Source organism: Salipaludibacillus agaradhaerens, assembly GCF_002019735.1.
GTDB lineage: Bacteria > Bacillota > Bacilli > Bacillales > Salisediminibacteriaceae > Salipaludibacillus > Salipaludibacillus agaradhaerens.
Genome location: NZ_KV917378.1, coordinates 3041974 through 3060275 on the forward strand (window position 1 = coordinate 3041974; position 18302 = coordinate 3060275).

Annotated in this window: 15 protein-coding genes; 7 read left to right on the forward strand and 8 right to left on the reverse strand. The window is 40.7% G+C overall.

Features of this window, described 5'->3' with window-relative positions; genetic code table 11:
• Positions 1 to 386 precede the first annotated feature (386 nt).
• Complete coding sequence (locus BK581_RS14260; protein ID WP_078578786.1) at positions 387 to 2096, forward strand: ABC transporter ATP-binding protein; 1710 nt, start codon at positions 387 to 389, stop codon at positions 2094 to 2096.
• Positions 2097 to 2197: 101 nt separating this feature from the next.
• On the opposite strand, the gene BK581_RS14265 is transcribed toward BK581_RS14260, so the two are convergent.
• Positions 2198 to 2485: a SunI/YnzG family protein gene (locus BK581_RS14265; RefSeq protein WP_078578787.1), complete on the reverse strand. Its 288-nt coding sequence runs from the start codon at positions 2483 to 2485 to the stop codon at positions 2198 to 2200.
• Positions 2486 to 2743: 258 nt separating this feature from the next.
• On the opposite strand from BK581_RS14265, the gene BK581_RS14270 reads away from it, so the two are divergent.
• From BK581_RS14270 to BK581_RS14295, 6 genes are all read left to right on the forward strand, one after another.
• Positions 2744 to 4828, forward strand: a complete 2085-nt coding sequence (locus BK581_RS14270) for a methyl-accepting chemotaxis protein (protein WP_078578788.1) — start codon at positions 2744 to 2746, stop codon at positions 4826 to 4828.
• Between the two features lie 954 nt (positions 4829 to 5782).
• Positions 5783 to 6490: a response regulator transcription factor gene (locus BK581_RS14275; protein WP_078578789.1), complete on the forward strand. Its 708-nt coding sequence runs from the start codon at positions 5783 to 5785 to the stop codon at positions 6488 to 6490.
• A complete protein-coding gene (locus tag BK581_RS14280) occupies positions 6487 to 7488 on the forward strand; it encodes a sensor histidine kinase (RefSeq protein WP_078578790.1) in 1002 nt (333 codons plus the stop codon). Before BK581_RS14275 ends, BK581_RS14280 begins: the two co-directional genes overlap by 4 nt.
• A gap of 86 nt (positions 7489 to 7574) precedes the next feature.
• Positions 7575 to 8339, forward strand: a complete 765-nt coding sequence (locus BK581_RS14285; protein ID WP_078578791.1) for an ABC transporter ATP-binding protein — start codon at positions 7575 to 7577, stop codon at positions 8337 to 8339.
• Positions 8314 to 10206 carry an ABC transporter permease gene (locus tag BK581_RS14290; protein WP_078578792.1) on the forward strand — a complete coding sequence of 631 codons (1893 nt, stop codon included), beginning with the start codon at positions 8314 to 8316 and terminating at the stop codon, positions 10204 to 10206. The genes BK581_RS14285 and BK581_RS14290 overlap by 26 nt, the downstream gene beginning before the upstream one ends.
• 332 nt (positions 10207 to 10538) lie before the next feature.
• Entirely contained in the window at positions 10539 to 13409 is a 2871-nt protein-coding gene (locus BK581_RS14295; protein WP_078578793.1) for a carbohydrate binding domain-containing protein, read from the forward strand.
• Positions 13410 to 13624: 215 nt separating this feature from the next.
• On the opposite strand, the gene BK581_RS14300 is transcribed toward BK581_RS14295, so the two are convergent.
• The 7 genes from BK581_RS14300 to BK581_RS14330 all read right to left on the reverse strand — a co-directional run bounded on the left by BK581_RS14300 (position 13625) and on the right by BK581_RS14330 (position 18119).
• Positions 13625 to 13927, reverse strand: a complete 303-nt coding sequence (locus BK581_RS14300) for a hypothetical protein (RefSeq protein WP_078578794.1) — start codon at positions 13925 to 13927, stop codon at positions 13625 to 13627.
• A 16-nt stretch (positions 13928 to 13943) separates the two neighbouring features.
• Positions 13944 to 14264 carry a hypothetical protein gene (locus BK581_RS14305; protein ID WP_078578795.1) on the reverse strand — a complete coding sequence of 107 codons (321 nt, stop codon included), beginning with the start codon at positions 14262 to 14264 and terminating at the stop codon, positions 13944 to 13946.
• Between the two features lie 656 nt (positions 14265 to 14920).
• Positions 14921 to 15241: a hypothetical protein gene (locus BK581_RS14315; RefSeq protein ID WP_078578797.1), complete on the reverse strand. Its 321-nt coding sequence runs from the start codon at positions 15239 to 15241 to the stop codon at positions 14921 to 14923.
• 15 nt (positions 15242 to 15256) lie between these two features.
• Entirely contained in the window at positions 15257 to 15589 is a 333-nt protein-coding gene (locus BK581_RS14320; protein ID WP_078578798.1) for a hypothetical protein, read from the reverse strand.
• 13 nt (positions 15590 to 15602) lie between these two features.
• Positions 15603 to 15752, reverse strand: a complete 150-nt coding sequence (locus tag BK581_RS20160; protein ID WP_169837714.1) for a hypothetical protein — start codon at positions 15750 to 15752, stop codon at positions 15603 to 15605.
• A gap of 348 nt (positions 15753 to 16100) precedes the next feature.
• Complete coding sequence (locus BK581_RS14325; protein ID WP_078578799.1) at positions 16101 to 17114, reverse strand: FecCD family ABC transporter permease; 1014 nt, start codon at positions 17112 to 17114, stop codon at positions 16101 to 16103.
• Positions 17115 to 18119 (reverse strand): FecCD family ABC transporter permease, encoded by a 1005-nt coding sequence (locus tag BK581_RS14330; RefSeq protein ID WP_078578800.1) that lies wholly within the window; start codon positions 18117 to 18119, stop codon positions 17115 to 17117.
• Between the last annotated feature and the right edge of the window lie 183 nt (positions 18120 to 18302).

Below are 18302 nucleotides of genomic sequence, written 5' to 3' on the forward strand. Positions count from 1 at the left end.
AAGTGAGTTTAACGATAAAAATGTTCGTTAATGATAGGTGCGATAACCTATCATGGACAGAATGGAACAAAATATAGCTACTTGAACAATGGCAGACGGTCTAGCTTTAAGGTTGGACCGTCTAGTTCATTTATAAGTGATGGTTTTAGACTAACAATATAAATCATCTCTTCTCTATAACCTTCTATTGTGATGAGAAGAAATCAATCAAATCACTTCATTTTTGATGACTTCCCTATCATTAATAAGACCTCCCTCTTGCGGCTAAGCAGTAGTTGAGGTTATAATTGATAATGATTATCAATTACTGATGTAACGTCTATGGATCACCTCGTTTGTCCCTCAGAGTGTAGGTTCGGCCGTTCTTCTATTAGGGGGTTTTAAGGTTGCTTGCTCGTTTCTTTTCTTATTACAAGCCTTATAAAGGGCTATTTATTTTAGACTTTTCTTGTGCTGTGTTCGTTGGTTTGTTAGAACTGGCTTTTCCTCTTGCGGTTAACCAAGTTATTGACCGGCTTTTACCTGAGGGAAACTGGTTAATTATATTCTGGGCGTGTGTGGGGTTACTCTTCATCTATGCTTTAAATACGGCGATGCATTACGTTGTCACGTATTGGGGGCACATGTTGGGCATTAATATTGAAACGGATATGCGGAGAAAGTTGTTTAAACATATGCAAAAGCTGTCTTTCGGTTACTTCGATAATAGTAAGACAGGGCACTCAATTTCTCGACTAACAAAGGATTTAGAGGAAATTGGTGAAGTGGCTCACCATGGTCCTGAAGATGTCTTCGTCGCTGTAATGACGTTAGTCGGCTCATTAGCGATCATGATGACAATAAATTGGAGACTTGCGCTCATTATTTTTACTGTGGTACCGTTAATCGTGATTTTTGCCATCTACTTTAACAAAAAAATGACTCATACTTTTCGACGTATGTTCAAGGATGTAGCCGATATTAATGCGAGAGTGGAGGATAGTATCGGAGGCATTCGCGTTGTTAAAGCATTCGCTAATGAAAAGTATGAACAAACACAGTTTGCCAAAAATAATGCGCAATATCGTCACACGAAGCTCGCTTCCTATAAAATAATGGCTCAAAATGTCACAGCTAACTATATGTTGATGCGGCTTGTTACTTTACTTACATTAATGTTTGGTACGTGGTTTGTTATTGGTGGTAATTTAACATACGGTGAGTTTGTGGCCTATATTTTATTAACAAATATTTTAATTAACCCTATTCAAAAAATTAACGCGGTTATTGAAAGTTATCCTAAAGGTATCGCAGGATTTAAACGCTATACAGAAGTGATTGACTTACAGCCTGATATTTCGGATGCAGAGGACGCAATAGAAGCTGATTTAGATGGCCATATTACTTATTCGAATGTGACGTTTGGCTATAAAGGCTTGGAGAAAGTGCTTAACGGCATTAACTTATCCATTGCAGCCGGTGAAACTGTGGCATTTGTCGGACCTTCAGGAGCAGGAAAAACGACACTGTGTAGTCTTCTTCCTCGCTTTTATGATGTAGATGAAGGGGCTATTACAATTGATGGCATTGATATCCGTAACATTAAGCAAGAGTCATTGCGGAGCCAAATTGGGATTGTTCAACAGGACGTCTTCCTGTTTTCAGGAAGTATTAAAGAGAACATTGCTTACGGAAACTTGATGGCGACAGATGAGGAGATCATGGAAGCGGCTCGGAAGGCTCGCCTTGATGACTTTATTGAAAGTCAGCCAGATGGGTTAGAGACGATCATCGGTGAGCGGGGGGTTAAGCTTTCTGGAGGACAAAAGCAACGTTTATCGATCGCCCGAATGTTTTTAAAAAACCCACCTATTCTCATTCTGGATGAGGCCACCTCGGCGTTGGATACAGAAACAGAAATTGCAATTCAAAAATCATTAACGGAACTATCAAAAGGACGAACGACTTTGGTGATTGCTCATCGGCTAGCAACGATTAAACATGCGGACCGCATCGTTGTGGTGACGAAAGAGGGCATTGCTGAACAAGGTCATCATGATGAATTAATAGGTTCAAATGGTGTTTACAGCCGCTTGCACCACGCGCAGTTCAGTTAAATAGATAATGAAAGACTTTGTTATGTGGGGTGCATAACAAGGTCTTTTTTGTTAAGAATTTAAAGCCAATCACCTAGAGACTTCGGTGGACAAAGGACAAGTTACCATCGATATTTTTCGCTTCGCCCCCTTATACTAGTCACCACCATGTCTTCAATCTCATCAAGATGAGGGCATTGTAAACGATAGCATAAAGAGTAAGTCGTAATTTGTAGACAGCTTTCAGTTCCTGAATAGCTCCCTATTTTAATCAGTTTCTTACTGCCTTGATATTTCGTCTGTTCGGTTTGTCTGACATCGATAATATCTTTTATAGGAATTTTTATACTTGCCATTTGCCACTGAACGACGAGATTATCGCCCACAGTTTTAACACTTACATTCAACATATTCGCTTCTCCCTCTCATCTTCTTATAGTATTTTACGGCTTTAAAAGGCCAAAAGTTCACTAGTTCACACATATCTTTTTAAAAAAGATAAATGTCACGTTTTTATACTATATATTGGTTACAAGTAGTCCTAAATGGGGAATTAGATCGTTAATAGGACTAAATATCTAAATGAACTTCAATGGTGTCGAATTTTGCCGATAGAATTACTGTATTGGTATTGGTATTGGAATGTAAAAATAGAAAGGAGCGTTTTTATGAAGAGGAAAAGCAGTATCCAAAAGAAGATACTCATCTTTGTGCCGGTAGTGATTGTTGCCATTGTCACACTATCATTGTTCAGTTATTTTTTTGCTAAATCGCAATTACAAGCTCAAATTTCAGAAAAAATGGGCCATTTATCAAGTGAGGTCGTTAATGATATAGATCGACAACTTATTAGTCACCAACGTCTTGGGGAAGCGTTAAGTTCTGTAGCTGGAGCTAATGGGACAGATTTTTCCCATGATGATTATCATGCTTTATTTGAACGAATGCTCCCGTTAAATGAGGACACATTTGGCATGGGGGTATGGTTTGAGCCTTACGCCCATGATTCAGATACAGAGTATATGGGACCATATGCTTATAAAGATGGTGAGAACGTCGTTTTTACAGATGAATATGAAACGGCAGAATATGATTATCCAAGTCATGAGTGGTATATAGCGGGGGCAGAATCAGGTGAGGTATCGTGGACAGCCCCTTATTTCGACGAAGCTCTTGATACAACGCTCATTACGACAAGTATTCCATTCTATTCGCATACAGGGTCACTGGCTGGTGTGATATCCAGTGATATTGATATAGGGAACTTACAAACGATTGTTGAAACGATTGATACAGGCACTGAGAGCGGCGAGACATTTTTGCTAGGATCTGGTGAGGAGTTCATTGTTCATCCTGATGGGGGGACACAATTAGAGGTGACAGTGGCTGATGATGGGGAACTTTCTTCTCTTCACGATGCTATGGCAACCCAAGCCTCAGGCGTCCACACCGTTGCCTTAAGCTCTGGTGATGCTCACGTCTATTATGAACATATCCCACGAACAGACTGGACGCTAGGGCTTGTTATTCCAGACGATGAAGCCTATGCGGCGTTAAATCAGTTACTTTTACAAATCATTATCGTCTCAGTTGTCATCATTTTGGTGTTTGTGATGATTGCGCTTATAATAGCGAAGAAAATTACGAAACCAGTAAAACAGCTTAATGATGAAGTAAGTAAAGTAGCTTCAGGAGATTTATCAGTGCACCTTGAGCCGTCAACGTCAGATGAAATTGGCGAATTGACGGACAACTTTAACGGGATGGTTAAAAACATTAGAGAACTCGTTACATCTGTTAAAACGTCAATTCATACTGTGGCAGATTCTACGGAACAATTGAGTGCTGTATCGGAAGAAACAACCGCATCAAGTGAGGAAATTAATCGGGCAATGAGCGATGCTGCTAATGGGGCATCAGAAGCGGCGAACCATGCTGAGAGTACTAATGAACAAACGGTATCATTGTCTGAGCAATTGACTAATTTAGTTAAGCAAACGAACCAATTAAAAGGGTTCTCAGGGGATGTGCAGTCCCTAAATGAGCAAGGATTGACCCAAATGGGACTTTTGAAAGAAAAATCTACCGCCTCAAAAAATGTGGTCATGTCTGTGGAAACTGTCATTCAAAAGCTATCAGCTAAAATGACGGAAATAGGGACTATTGTCAATACCATCAGTGACATTTCTGAACAAACGAATTTACTGGCGTTAAATGCATCTATTGAGGCAGCCAGAGCAGGAGAACAAGGTAAAGGGTTTGCGGTAGTAGCTGATGAAGTGAGAAAGCTTGCAGAACAAACATCTCAAGCGACAGAAAATATTAGTCACACAATTAAAAAGGTCCAGTCTGAGTCGAAGGACGCTGAGAAACAAATCTCATCTTCAAGGGAAATGTCAGAAGCTCAAAATAAAGCGGCGGAAGACTCCTCCCAGCTTTTCGAAACGATATCTGAGAAAAATGACCAAATGATTAAGGCAATTGGAGAAATTGGAAAAGATATTGATAACATTGATGCTTATAAAGACAATGTCGTCGAATCCATTAGTCATATTGCGGCTATTTTACAAGAAAGTGCGGCAGCCTCTGAAGAAGTTAGCGCATCTACTGAGGAGCAATTAAAAGCATTACGAACAATCACCACATCAGCTGAAAACCTCCAAGAATCTGGTGAAGCCCTCGAAAGATTGATTGAACGATTCTCAACGGAGCGTCATGAATCAGTGGAAGATGATGTGGAGGAAACGCCTTAATTAAGTGGTGTATCGAAAATACCAAGTGAAGACATATTACGGTGAAGGAACTTAGAAGAGGAAAGGTTTCTTTAGCAATCATTTGAAAGAGGATAGGAGAGTTTTAATGGAAAAGGGCTAATAAAGTGCCCTTTTCCATTTTCTTTATTATGTGTAGAAAATATAATATCATCTTCTTGCTCAACAATAGAGTGGAGAGCTAACGCCATTTAGGCGGGAGATAACGGACGCTGATGTCCTGATTCACACAACTCCCACAGATTAAATGTGTCTTTTATTCCCAATTTGAAAAGAAGAAGTCATATTCCATATGGATAAAAGCTCAAACTAAGTGAGAAGAAGGTGGAAAAAGTGCTTCATTAGCCAGTTGATAAAAAGATATTATTCTCCTCCTCTAGGGTAGTGAGAATCCGTTTTTATCAGTTGAGGGTCAGGTTAAGAACCCGATCTGAAAAATAGCCGGAGAAAATTCTCTTAAATAATCATTAGCCATGACACTAGCTTAAATAGGCGGAGGGATTCCGCTAATAGCCCGAAAAATATGAAAAATAGATCGTTTTTATTTGCATAACCGGAAAATTTCCCCTTATATTCTCCAGAATGAGCTCATTTCTCCCTCTAACCGAAAAATATCCGCTTATTTTACTCTCACTAATGACTCAATTATTGACAAGACTTTTTAATCTAAAGGCAAAGACATTTAAACCGAGATTATTAATGACAGGCCCAAGGTAAAGCGTCCGTCTCCCCAGTCATCATTCGAACTTTGACTAATGACATTAATTAAAACACTCATTGCATTGAAACTACTTCGGTTATAGGACGTTTGCTTTTTTAAATTGATCAAGCTATGTTTAAGGTCATGGAATATCATTTTTTTGCTTCTTATTTTATTAAGCAACTCCTATATAATAGAAAGGGTAGCGAGCTTCACTATAAGGGAGGTAAACATTCGTGCAAAAAATACTTATTGTCGAAGATGACCCAAAAATTGCTAACTTACTACAAGCATACATAAAGGATTATGGTTACAGCGTTGTAACGGTACAGACTTTTGATCGTGTGTTGGAAGAGTTTCGTGCACATAATCCCGACCTCGTTCTACTCGACATCAACTTACCTAGCTTTGATGGGTATTACTGGTGTCGGCAAATCCGATTAGAGTCCGTTTGTCCAGTCATTTTTATTTCGGCAAGAACGGGTGAAATGGACCAAGTTATGGCACTTGAAAATGGCGGTGATGATTTCATCACAAAACCATTTCATGCCCAGGTGGTGGTGGCAAAAATTCGTAGCCATCTGCGAAGAGCCTATGGGGAGTACGCAGCAAAAGGGCAGGAGCGCAAAATGACGCATAAAGGCCTGACATTTTATCCTGAACGACTTGAATTATTATATGGGACACATAAGGTGACATTGTCGGCTAAGGAAGCGGGTATTATTGAACATTTAATGGAGCGCTTTCCAAGAGTCAGCGGACGGGAGGATTTACTGGAAACACTTTGGGACGATCAAACGTATGTGGACGAAAATACTTTAAATGTGAATATGACGCGCGTTAGGAAAAAGTTTAGTGACCTCGGACTTGATGATATGGTGGAAACGGTAAGAGGAGCGGGATATCGTCTGAATGACATTTGGGAAGAGGATCTGGAGTCATGAAGCTGTTTCTTAAAGAGCACTCACTTCTTATTGTCATTCAAATCATCCAGCTTTCTGGCGTTATTGGCGTCCTTTGGCTTGATGGCTACCGAGATTTTCAATTATCGGTTTACGCTATTTTTTTAGGGTTAGTCGTGTTAACAGGCTATCTTGCGTATCATTACATTAGTCATCGGCACTTTTATGCACGCTTGAGTAAGCCGCTCATGTCACTTGATGATTCATACCAAAAAACAGAAGACATGCCGATGGCTAAAGCACTTGATCAGCTGTTAAAGGCCCAGTATAAGCATTATCATAAGCAAATCAAAACGTTAGAAAAACAGCAAGAAGAGCATTTAACTTTTATCGACCAATGGGTTCATCAAATGAAGACGCCATTATCGGTTATTGATTTAACGGCAAGAAACGTGGAAGAGCCAGAGTCTTCAGATATTCGAGCGGAAACGGACCGAATGAAAAACGGATTGAGTACCGTCCTCTACATGGCGAGATTAAGGACGATGGAACAGGATTTCCATTTTAAGCCTGTTTCCTTATCTACTCTCGTAAAAGAGGTGAATCATGAGAATAAACGGTTTTATATTCGCCATAATGTCTATCCTGAAGTAAGACAACAATCCCCTCACATTACAGTAGAAACGGATGAAAAATGGTTGATGTTTATCATTTCTCAGCTCGTAAACAATGCCGTTAAATACTCCACTGATATCGCAAGTAAAATGACGATTGCCATCTATGAAAAAAATAGAGAAGCCATTCTTGAAGTGACCGACTTCGGCGTAGGGATTCCGACACAGGATATAAAAAGAGTGTTTAACGCCTTTTACACGGGTGAAAATGGAAGGACGTTTAGGGAGTCAACGGGGATGGGACTTTATCTCGTTAAAGAAGTGCTTGATCAACTCGGCCATCGTATTGAGTTAGAATCAAAAGAAGGAGAAGGAAGCACATTCCGTATCATTTTCTCTTCTGCGCAAAACCTTACAAGCGTGTAAGGGAAATGAAAGATGAATCGATAGTGACTTAGTCAGTATGAGCGGTAAACTGATCACAGATCAAAATAGGGAAAGGAGATCTTGTGATGTTAAATGTCAAACAAGTAAGCAAAATTTACGAAGGTAAAATACCTTATAAAGCGTTAACGAATGTTGATTTTACAGTGGAAGAAGGAGAATTTGTGGGGATTATGGGGCCTTCTGGAAGCGGTAAGACGACGTTGCTTAATTTAATTGCGACGATTGATGAACCTACCACAGGTGAAGTCGTTATCGGTGGTCACAATCCTCATTTATTAAAAAAGGGGAAGCTTGCAAAATTTCGTCGAAATGAACTAGGGTTTATCTTTCAGGATTTCAATTTACTACACACATTAACCGTGGAAGAGAATATTGTTCTTCCTCTTACGCTGGATGGGAAAAAAGTGGCGGATATGAAACAGCGAGCAGCAGATGTGGCAGCGAAGCTAGGAATTAGCGACATATTAGGGAAACGTACGTATGAAATATCAGGCGGGCAAGCCCAGCGAACGGCAGTGGCACGGGCTATGATTCATACGCCCAAACTTCTACTTGCCGATGAACCGACTGGCAACCTTGATTCTAAGTCTTCCAAAGATGTCATGACCCTTTTAGAAACGATTAATACTGAAGAGAAAGCGACAATGCTACTGGTGACACACGATCCGCAAGCCGCCAGCTATTGCAATCGAGTTATTTTCATTCGAGATGGTAAGCTCTTCTCAGAAATTCATCGAGGCGACCATCGCCAAACCTTCTATCAAAAGATTATTGATACATTGTCACTGCTAGGAGGGAATGATAATGACTTTCCGTCAGTTCGCATTTAACAATGTCATTCGCAATAAGCGTTTATATATTGCTTATTTCCTCAGCAGCTTATTCATGGTCATGGTATTTTTCACATTTAATATTTTCGCTCATCATCCGGTGTTAAGCGGTGGCATCATGGAATCGGGGATAGGACAAAACGCGAGCTTTGGGATGGATGTGGCCGCTGTTATCATTTATATTTTCTCTTTCTTCTTTGTTCTCTACTCTATGGGGGCTTTTCTAAAGTCTCGGAAGAAGGAATTCGGGTTATTGATGCTCCAAGGGATTTCAACTTGGCAGATTCGGCTGCTGGTTTTTTTAGAAAATATCATTATTGGCTTTCTTGCAACAATAGGTGGGATCTTAGTTGGGCTCTTGTTTGCGAAGGTGATTCTGTTAATAGCTGAGAATATAATTGTTATTGAAGAGTCATTGTATTTCTATATTCCTTGGCAAGCGGTTGTTATGACATTTATCTCGTTTACGGCCTTGTTTCTTTTTATCTCCTTTTTTATATCAATAGTGGTCAAAAACCATAAGCTAATCGACCTCATTAAAGGTGATAAAAAATCAAAAGGGGAACCAAAAGCCTCAAAATTTTTAACAGCGGTAGCTGTTATTTTACTTGGTAGCGGGTATATAACAGCTTTTATTGTTGAAGGTGAAGCTGTCATTATAGCGATGCTCCCTGTTATTATCGTCGTTGTCATAGGGACATATTTTTTATTTACACAGTTAAGTGTCTTTATTATTCGTAAGCTCAAAAGTAAGCAATCTTTGTTTTGGAAAAAAACGAATATGCTCTTATTTTCAGATTTGGCTTATCGGATGAAAGACAATGCACGAACCTTCTTTATGGTTGCGATCATTTCAACGGTGGCATTTAGTGCAATCGGTACGTTGTTCGGATTTAACAATTTTATTACACATGGTTTAAAGAATATGTACTCTTTCACGTATACACCTCACGCAGACACAACTGACGAAGAAATAGAAGAAACGCGTGCATATGTAGAGACTGTATTAGCGAAAGGACATATTGAAACAGTTAATAAACAGCCATTACTTCATTTCTATGAATTTAAGGAAATGGACAACAGATCTTCTATCCTCATAACACCAGAATCGCAGTATAATGACATGGCACAGCTTCTCGGTTACGATACAGTGAGGATAGCCAAGGATGAGGCCTTGTTAGCCACATTAGATGTGGCTATGGGTGGTTACGACCTCCCTAATATGGACGAGATTCCACTAGAAACAGGAGAAGAACTTACTGTTACTGACACGCTTCAATCAGGCGTTTTTCCTGACATTGTCTATTATATCGTGCCAGATGAGGCCTTCGACAAATTACCTGAACCTAGCTCTCAGGAGCCCTATTATGTTTGGCACGCAGTGGACGCTGATCATGACACGCTCGTTGAAGCAGGAGAAATTATGAGGAATCATTTAGACACGTATGAATTACAACCAAATGATTTTACACTCTATGAAGTGAGTGCCATATATAGTCCAATCTTATTCATCGGTCTGTTTATCGGTATCGTCTTCTTTGTCTCAGCAGGAAGCTTCCTATATTTCCGACTTTATTCCGATTTAGAGGAAGACAAACAAAAGTTCCGAGCTATTACAAAGTTAGGATTAAGTGAAAAAGAATTGAAGAAAGTGCTTACAAGGCAAACTGCAATTCTCTTCTTCACCCCGATTGCAGTGGCGCTCATACATGGTGCTGTTGCTCTAAACGCGCTATCGAATGCTTTTCAACATGATCTCTTTCTTCTCTCTGCCACTATTCTAGGTATTTTCTTTACTATTCAAGTCATTTATTTCATTATCGTACGGTATTTTTACATTAAACAAATTAAACAGGCAGTGTTTTAAATGCCTCTTTAAAAACCTTTTTTAGAAGGTACTGTCCCCCTAAAGTTAGACTTGAAAATCTAATTTTAGGGGCTTTCTGTTTAGAGAAATCTATCTTTTATTCTAGAAAAATCTCGTAAATTAGCTTTTTATGTCACCTAAGTGTACTGTCGTGGGTGGAACGTCTCATTTTTAATAAGGAAAGCTATTTATCCCCTACTCTATGATATAATTGCAACATTATGAAAACGTTTTCTTATTTTGAATAGGGGGTGATAAACTTGGAGTAAGGAGGTTTTATATCCATTTGTGCAAACGATTGCTTCGATTAAAACATTGGGAGTGAGAAAAGGATGTATAGAACGGTAACCTTCTTCATGCTAAGTATTATAATGCTTTTATCAACTTTCGCACCTCATAGTGTTAATGCAGATAAAGACACGATAGATGTGACAGAAACAGAGAACGAGACTTTTTCTTGGGATAACGCTACCGTATATTTTGCCATGACAGATCGCTTTCTTGATGGTGATCCGACAAATAATAACTCCTATGGGCGTCCGCAGGAAGATGCGTGGGGGCAAAATATCGGGACCTTCCATGGTGGTGATTTCCAAGGGTTGACGGATAAACTTAATGACGGTTATTTCACTGATCTCGGCATTAATTCCATCTGGATTTCGGCACCTTATGAACAAGTGCATGGCTGGGTTGGGGGCGGGCCAGACGGTGATTTTGCTCATTACGCTTTCCATGGTTATTACGCTCTTGATTATACGATGACCGATCAAAATTGGGGAACAGTAGAAGATATGAGAGAGTTTGTAGATACCGCTCATGAAAATGGGATTCGAGTGGTTTTGGATGTGGTAATGAATCATCCAGGATATAACACGTTGCAGGATATGCATGAATACGGGTTTGGCAATCCTGGAGTATCCAATAATTGGACACCTTCCTCAGGCCAATCGTGGCACGATGTGCACAACTACATTAACTATAATGATGCTAATGCATGGCGTTCATGGTGGGGGCAGTGGGTAAGAGCCGGTATTGCTGGTTACCCCTCTTGTGGAAATAATGATCGGACACAATGCTTAGCGGGATTGCCTGATTTTCGAACAGAATTAACAAACAGTATTGGGTTACCGCCATTACTTGAAACAAAATGGGAAATGGAGCGTGACGGAAGCTATGACGAGTGGATCGTTCCTGCGGCAGATGACTTAAGAGCAGATCTAAATATGGCTCCTGCTGATTATATTGTAGAGTGGTTATCAGCATGGGTTGCAGAATTTGGTATTGATGGTTTTCGGGTAGATACTGCTAAACACGTAGAGTTGCAACGCTGGGATCAATTAAAAGAATCGGCCAATGAGGCTTTATGGACGTGGCGTGAAGAAAATCCGGATGCACCAGGAGCTGATTGGACAGATGATTTTTGGATGACAGCGGAAGTGTGGGGCCATGGTGTCGGAAGAAGTGAGTACTTTGATCATGGCTTTGACTCCGTTATTAATTTTACATTTCAAGGGGAAAACGGCAATGGACCGGCTTATAACTTAGCAACAATGGAATCAACGTTTTCACGCTATGCAAATGCGATTAATAGTGACCCTGGTTTCAATGTGTTAAGTTATCTTTCGCAGCATGATACCCACCTGTTTCCGCGAGACAACTTGATTGATGGTGGAACGTATTTAATGCTTTTGCCTGGTGGCGTACAAGTGTTTTATGGAGATGAAACAGCCCGCCCATACGGACCGACCGGCTCAGACCCTGATCAAGGAACACGGTCATCAATGAATTGGGATGAGGTTAATGAATCGGTACTACACCATTGGCAGATTATGGGTCAATTTCGAAACAGTCATATTGCCATTGGCGCTGGTGAACATGAACAGATAGGAAGCAGCCCCTATACCTTTAGTAGAACCTATCAAGATGACGATCTAGAGGATAGCGTTGTAGTGGCAATAGGAGCGTCAGGAGCAACAACTATCGATGTGTCATCCGTCTTCTCTGATGGTCAGACTGTCCGTGATTTTTACACGAAAGAAACAGCTGTTGTGAGTAATGGAGAAGTGACGTTTCAGGCACATGATTACGGTGTTATTCTTATCGAACGGGCTGGAGAAGCACCCCCAACAGTGACAGCCTCGCCCCAAGGTGGTGAGTTTGATGAAGAATCCCTTGAAGTAACGTTGCATGTGAGTGGGGCAGAGTCGGGCATGTATACTTTGGATGGCTCAAACCCTGCTGATGGCGGAATGGTCTATGAGGATGGTGACGTCATAACGATAGGGGAGGATCTCGCCGTTGATGAGTCCGTGACGTTACAATTGTATGCCGAAAATGACGCAGGAGAAGCAGAGGCAGATTATACATTTACAAAAACACCTCCCTATCCATCAGTAGCAGCCGATCCCCCTGGAGGAACTTTTACAGGTGATGGCGTAGAAGTGACGCTATCAGCAAGAAATGTAGAGGAGGCAAGCTACGTTCTTAATGACAATGAAGCCGTCGTTTATGAAAACGGTGATACACTCCTTCTAGGTGAAGGGGCAGACATGGGGGACGTTATCACGCTCACTTTAACTGGTGAGAACGAGTACGGGACAGCTGAAGAAACGTATGAATTTACAAAGGCAGAAGGATTAACCCTTTATTACCGCACCGATTGGAGTCAACCACATATTCACTATGCCATTGATGACGGTTCTTGGACTGATTCCCCAGGAGTGGCAATGGAACCTTCACCGTTTGAGGGCTATGCGATGATAACTCTTGATATAGAGGAACAAAGTAGGGTCACCGCAGCATTTAACAATGGTTCTGGTCAATGGGATAACAACCAAGGACAAGATTATCACATCACCTCAGGCGTTTTCACGCTAGAAGATGGTCAAATTCGCGAAGGTGATCCTGAATCACCAGCAACCGTGACCCTCTATTATTATACGAACTGGTCAAACCCCCATATTCACTATGCAATTGGCAGTGGAAATTGGACGACCTTACCTGGGAAAGCATTAACAGCCTCTAGTAACTTTCCAGACTATTACGAAGTGACCATTCCTTTAGAGGACGCTAACAGCTTGACTGCCGCCTTTAATAACGGGGGAGGCTCGTGGGATAACAACCAAGGTCGTGACTACACCTTTAAACAAGGCATTCACACAGTAAGAAACGGTCGAATCACAGCAGGAGTACCTCGCCAATAAGAAGAAAGGCGTCCGAAATGGGCGCCTTTTCTTTGGTAGATGAGACGGATGAGGAAGAGGGAGGGTTGTCGGGAAAAAGGGGAGGAGGTTGCGTAAAAAATGAAGGTTGATGATGAAAAAAGGGGGGGAGTTGCGTAAAACGGGAGGCTGATGCAGAAAAATGGAGGGTTAATGCTGAAAAAAGAAGAAAAGTTGCTGAAATACCATTATCCGACTTATTTATAATTTGTTAAACCGATAAATATGCCTAGCATAATCCACAAAACGGTATGGAACATAAAAAAACGCCACTTTTTCTTACTTTTTTGACCCCCATCAAGAAAGACAAGTGAGAAGTCTTTCTTATAAATAAAAGGGTATAAAATATAAAAACCAAAACAAATAATTGGGTAGGTGAGGAATGGCTCCCAATGATACCATGCACCAGTAAGAAAAGAAAAAGTAAAATAGAGTAAACTAGTTGCCCAAAAAGGCATTAGAAAGAAAACAATCAGTCTAGATTTGTATGAAAATTTCATTGGATATCCCCCAAACTTAAAAATGAACGAGAGACGTTAAAGTAGTCCACGTCCCAACAAATAGCCAAAAAAGGGTGTGGAAAATAAAATATGACTTGTGTTGTTTTACTTTACAGACGAATGATAAATGAGCGTCTCTAACGAAAATGGCTTCGAACTTTTCTTTAGAAAAGAACGGATAGCAAACATAGACAATAAAAGTGAGTACAAGAACCGTCAGCATAGTATCAATGTTAAGTAAAGTCCGTTTAATAAGTGACTCTGCCAAGTTAGTTAGCAATGCCGCCCATATTGGCATTAAGATAAAAGCAATTAATCTATTTTTAAAAGTCAGCATATGAATGTCCCTTTTCACTAGATTTGAATGACTTGTTGCAGGTGGTATTAGAAAGGCCCATAAACGTGGTCACTTCAATCCAGCTAACTAAACCTTGTGGTCCGCTAGCTTCTCGACATGAAGACTCCTAACTTTATTACAGAAACCGTCCGTAAAACTCCCGCATAAAATAGAGAGCAGAGCTAAATTTATTTAAGCCGGAGATAATGGCTGCTAATGTTCTGATTCATTTAACTACCAATCAGTGGAAGAGGTACGGAAACACCCACTGATTGAAGGTTTGTTTTATAAATGAACGAGAGATGCTAAAGTAGATGCTGTGCCAACAAAGAGCCAAAGGAGGCTGTGAACAATAAAATATGATTTATATCGCCTTATTTTACGAAGGAATGATAAATTAGAATCTTTAATGAAAATAGCTTCGAACCTTTCTTTCGAGAAGAACGGATAGGCAATATAAACTGTCAGGGCTAAAATAACAATCGAAGGGAATCTATCTAAATTTGGCCATGTCCAAAGAATGAGTGATTCTGAAAAAATCGTTAAAAAAACTGCCCAACAAGGCATGATGATGAACGCTATTAGTCTATTTTTTAAAGTGAGCATATAAATGTTCCTTTTTACTAAGATATACCTACGAAGAAACGTAGGGGGGGTTAATTAGTGAGTCCCATAATTGTTGCCACCACTATCCAAATGATCGTATGAAAAATAAAATACCCTCTGTGTACTGAAAGTTTTTCGGCCAACGAGGTTGCACGGCTAGTATGAAATACGTCCGAAAACTCTTTTTTATAGAAATGAGAATATAAAAAGTAAAAACCAAAGCAAAAAAGAACATAAATAAGGAACTCGTCTAAACTTAACCATGAGCGATTAATTAAGGATTGTGTTAGTAAGCCTATTATAATCGCCCAACAAGGCATAAAAAAGAAAGCAATCAGTCTAGATTTGTATGAAAGTTTTTTTCCCTTCATTGGATATCCTCCAAGTTAAAATAGAATGACGGCCTCTATGCCAGTCCACGCCCCAACAAACAGCCATAGGAGAGTTTGCTCAATAAAAAACGATTTATGTCGTCTTATTTTACAGTCGAATGATGAGTGAGAGTCTCTAACGAAAATGGCTTCGAATTTTTCTTCAGAAAAGAACGGATAGCAAACATAGACAATAAGAGCGAGTATAAAAATCGTTATCATTGTATCAACGTTAAGTAAAGTTCGTTTAATAAGTGACTCTGCCAAGCTTGTTATAAAAGCCGCCCATAAAGGCATGATGACGAACGCTATTAGTCTGTTTTTAAATGTTAATTTGCGCTTCTCCATAATGACTTCCCCTTTAGTTGTAAAAATCAAATTTATTAAGCCACTTTTTAAAAGCATTATCAGCTTTATCTTCATAATCAATCGGTTTGACACCGCCATGCTTATCAACGGTAATGTAAACACGGCTGTGCCACGTCTCACCATCATCCTTACTTAACCACACTAATATTTCCTGTTCGCCTTTTTCAGGTATCGGTGTGCCTACAATAGGGATTGAGACGATAAAACTGTCTATAGCATAATTTTTGGGACTCCACGGGTAAGAGGGGTTTTTATATTTGTCAAAGTATTTTAAAGCTAAATAGTATTTTATACTACTTAGGGTAATTTTGGAAGTTAAATAATTTATAGCTGTCTGCTTGGTCCCAGTTGTGATTTTGCATCATCGAGACGACGGTATGTTTGCAAACTTTAAAATGGCTATTATATTTTTGCAATTTTTAACTTACTCAGTTATTTGAAACTCTTTCCCCCCAGATTCCCAAACAAATCCGGGGGGAGCGCATGACGGTTATTTTTTCAATAGTAAGTAGACGAAATACGGCGCTCCGATAAGGGATACGACAATTCCTGCAGGCAATCCATCTGGGTCAGTCAAATTTCTTCCGATCGTATCGGCAAGGAGTAACAGCCATCCCCCAATTAAAATAGCAAGGGGAATCATCCGTTGGTGGACGGGCCCGATGAGAGCTCGGGCAATATGGGGCGCCATCAGTCCTACAAAGGCGATACCACCAGTGACTGAGACGGCAGAGGCGGCCAGTGCGACCGCTGTTAACAATAGCGTGATCTGTTCCCGCTTTATTGCGACACCACGGCCGATAGCTGTCGCTTCACCTAATCCAAGAAGGTTTAAGCGATTCGCTTTAAAAAGGCTATAAGGAATGAGAATAATCAACCATGGAAGTAGTGCATATATAAATGGCCAATCTGTTCCCCATATGTTACCGGCCAGCCATGTGGCAATGAAGTCCACTCGTGCTCTGTCTGCTGACGAAACGAGAACGACCATCACACCTGATAAGGCTAATGAAAACCCGACACCTGTTAGAATAAAGCGGACAGGGTTTAGACCTAGACCGGATTGACGTTCATAGGAAAACGCGTAAATCGTGCCAGCTGTTACTAAAGCGCCAATGAACGCAGCTAGCGGCAGCATATAAATAAAGGTGCCTGCTTCAATTGGAAAATACAGAAAGAAAATGGCCACGGCTACGCCTGCACCTGAGTTAATCCCAACAATCCCAGGGTCTGCTAAATCATTCCGTGTGAGTCCTTGAAGAATGGCACCTGACAACGCCAATGCCATACCGGCTAAGAAAGTGATGATCATACGCGGTAATCGAATGGAAAATAAAACAAACTCCTCTTGAAATGTTCCTTGACCTAATAAAACAGGTATGAGTCTGTCAAAGGATAATGTGGCGTATCCAATGCCTATACTGAGCATACTCGTTACCGTAATTAATAATATACAAGTGATCATAATCACGCGTTGTTTTTTAATTTGTGCTGGATGTCTCATTTAAAATCCTTTCCCTCCTTTTCTAACGACCCATAAAAAGAAGGGCAGGCCGATAATAGCAAGGATAGCTGCTACTGGTGCCTCATAAGGAGCACTAATCGTTCTAGCAAGCGTATCTGCCATCAGCATAAAGGTCGCACCTATAATGGCTGACATTGGGATGATAAAGCGATAATCTGTCCCAACGAATGAACGGACAATGTGGGGGACCATCAAGCCGACAAAGGCTAGATTCCCGGCTAAGGCTACTGACGCTCCAGCTAAAAGGATGATAACGATAAAGAGTAACGCTTTAATAAGCTCAGTTTTTTGACCAAGTCCTGTGGCCACATCGTCGTTTAAGCTTAGGATTGTCACTTGTCGTGATAGGAGGATGGCAATTAATAAGCCGAATAAAATCACGGGAATGACGATTTGAAGCTGTGCCCAGCTTGCGCCGAGTAACCCACCGGAGGTCCATAGAGATACTTCTCGTGATATTTTAAAACTAAGGCCGATTCCTTCAGCAATAGCGTGCAAAAAAGCGGAAACAGCAGCCCCGGCTAAGACGAGTCGAAAGGGGGACATGCCCCCTCTTTTAACACGCCCAATGCTAAATACGAGTCCGGCTCCAACGGCAGCTCCAATAAAGCACGCTATCATGATACCGACATAGTTTGTCGTTATGAGTGCGATTGTAACAGCCAATGCGGCGTTGGCTCCAGCTGTTAAACCAAGTAGCCCTGGATCGGCTAGTGGGTTTCTCGTCATACCTTGCATTACAGCGCCAGCTACTGATAAGGCAGCTCCTAAGAAAATAGCGGCTACCCCACGTGGAAGCCGAATTTCTCTTATCATGGTGAGGGAGTCCCCCGCTTCGTTCGTCATTAAGGCAAGCCAAACGTCACGCATGGGCACTTGAGCGGCACCTAGCATTAAAGATAGCGCAAACATCATCAAAAGGATGACACATCCAATAAAAAAAGTAATGGGAAAGGATAAACGTGTTTGCAACATTTTTGGCATAAAAATCCTCTTCTTTACTAAGTTTTGAATCGACTAGTAGGGACAAGGCTCCGATAGCCTAGCCTGCATCGTCTCCTTAAAAGCAGTGATTTTAGAAAAAGTATGTATCTCTATGTTTAGTTTAACAGATGAATGAGTTTATGACAGATAACCGTCTGTAAAACGCCTTTCAAATAGAGAGGG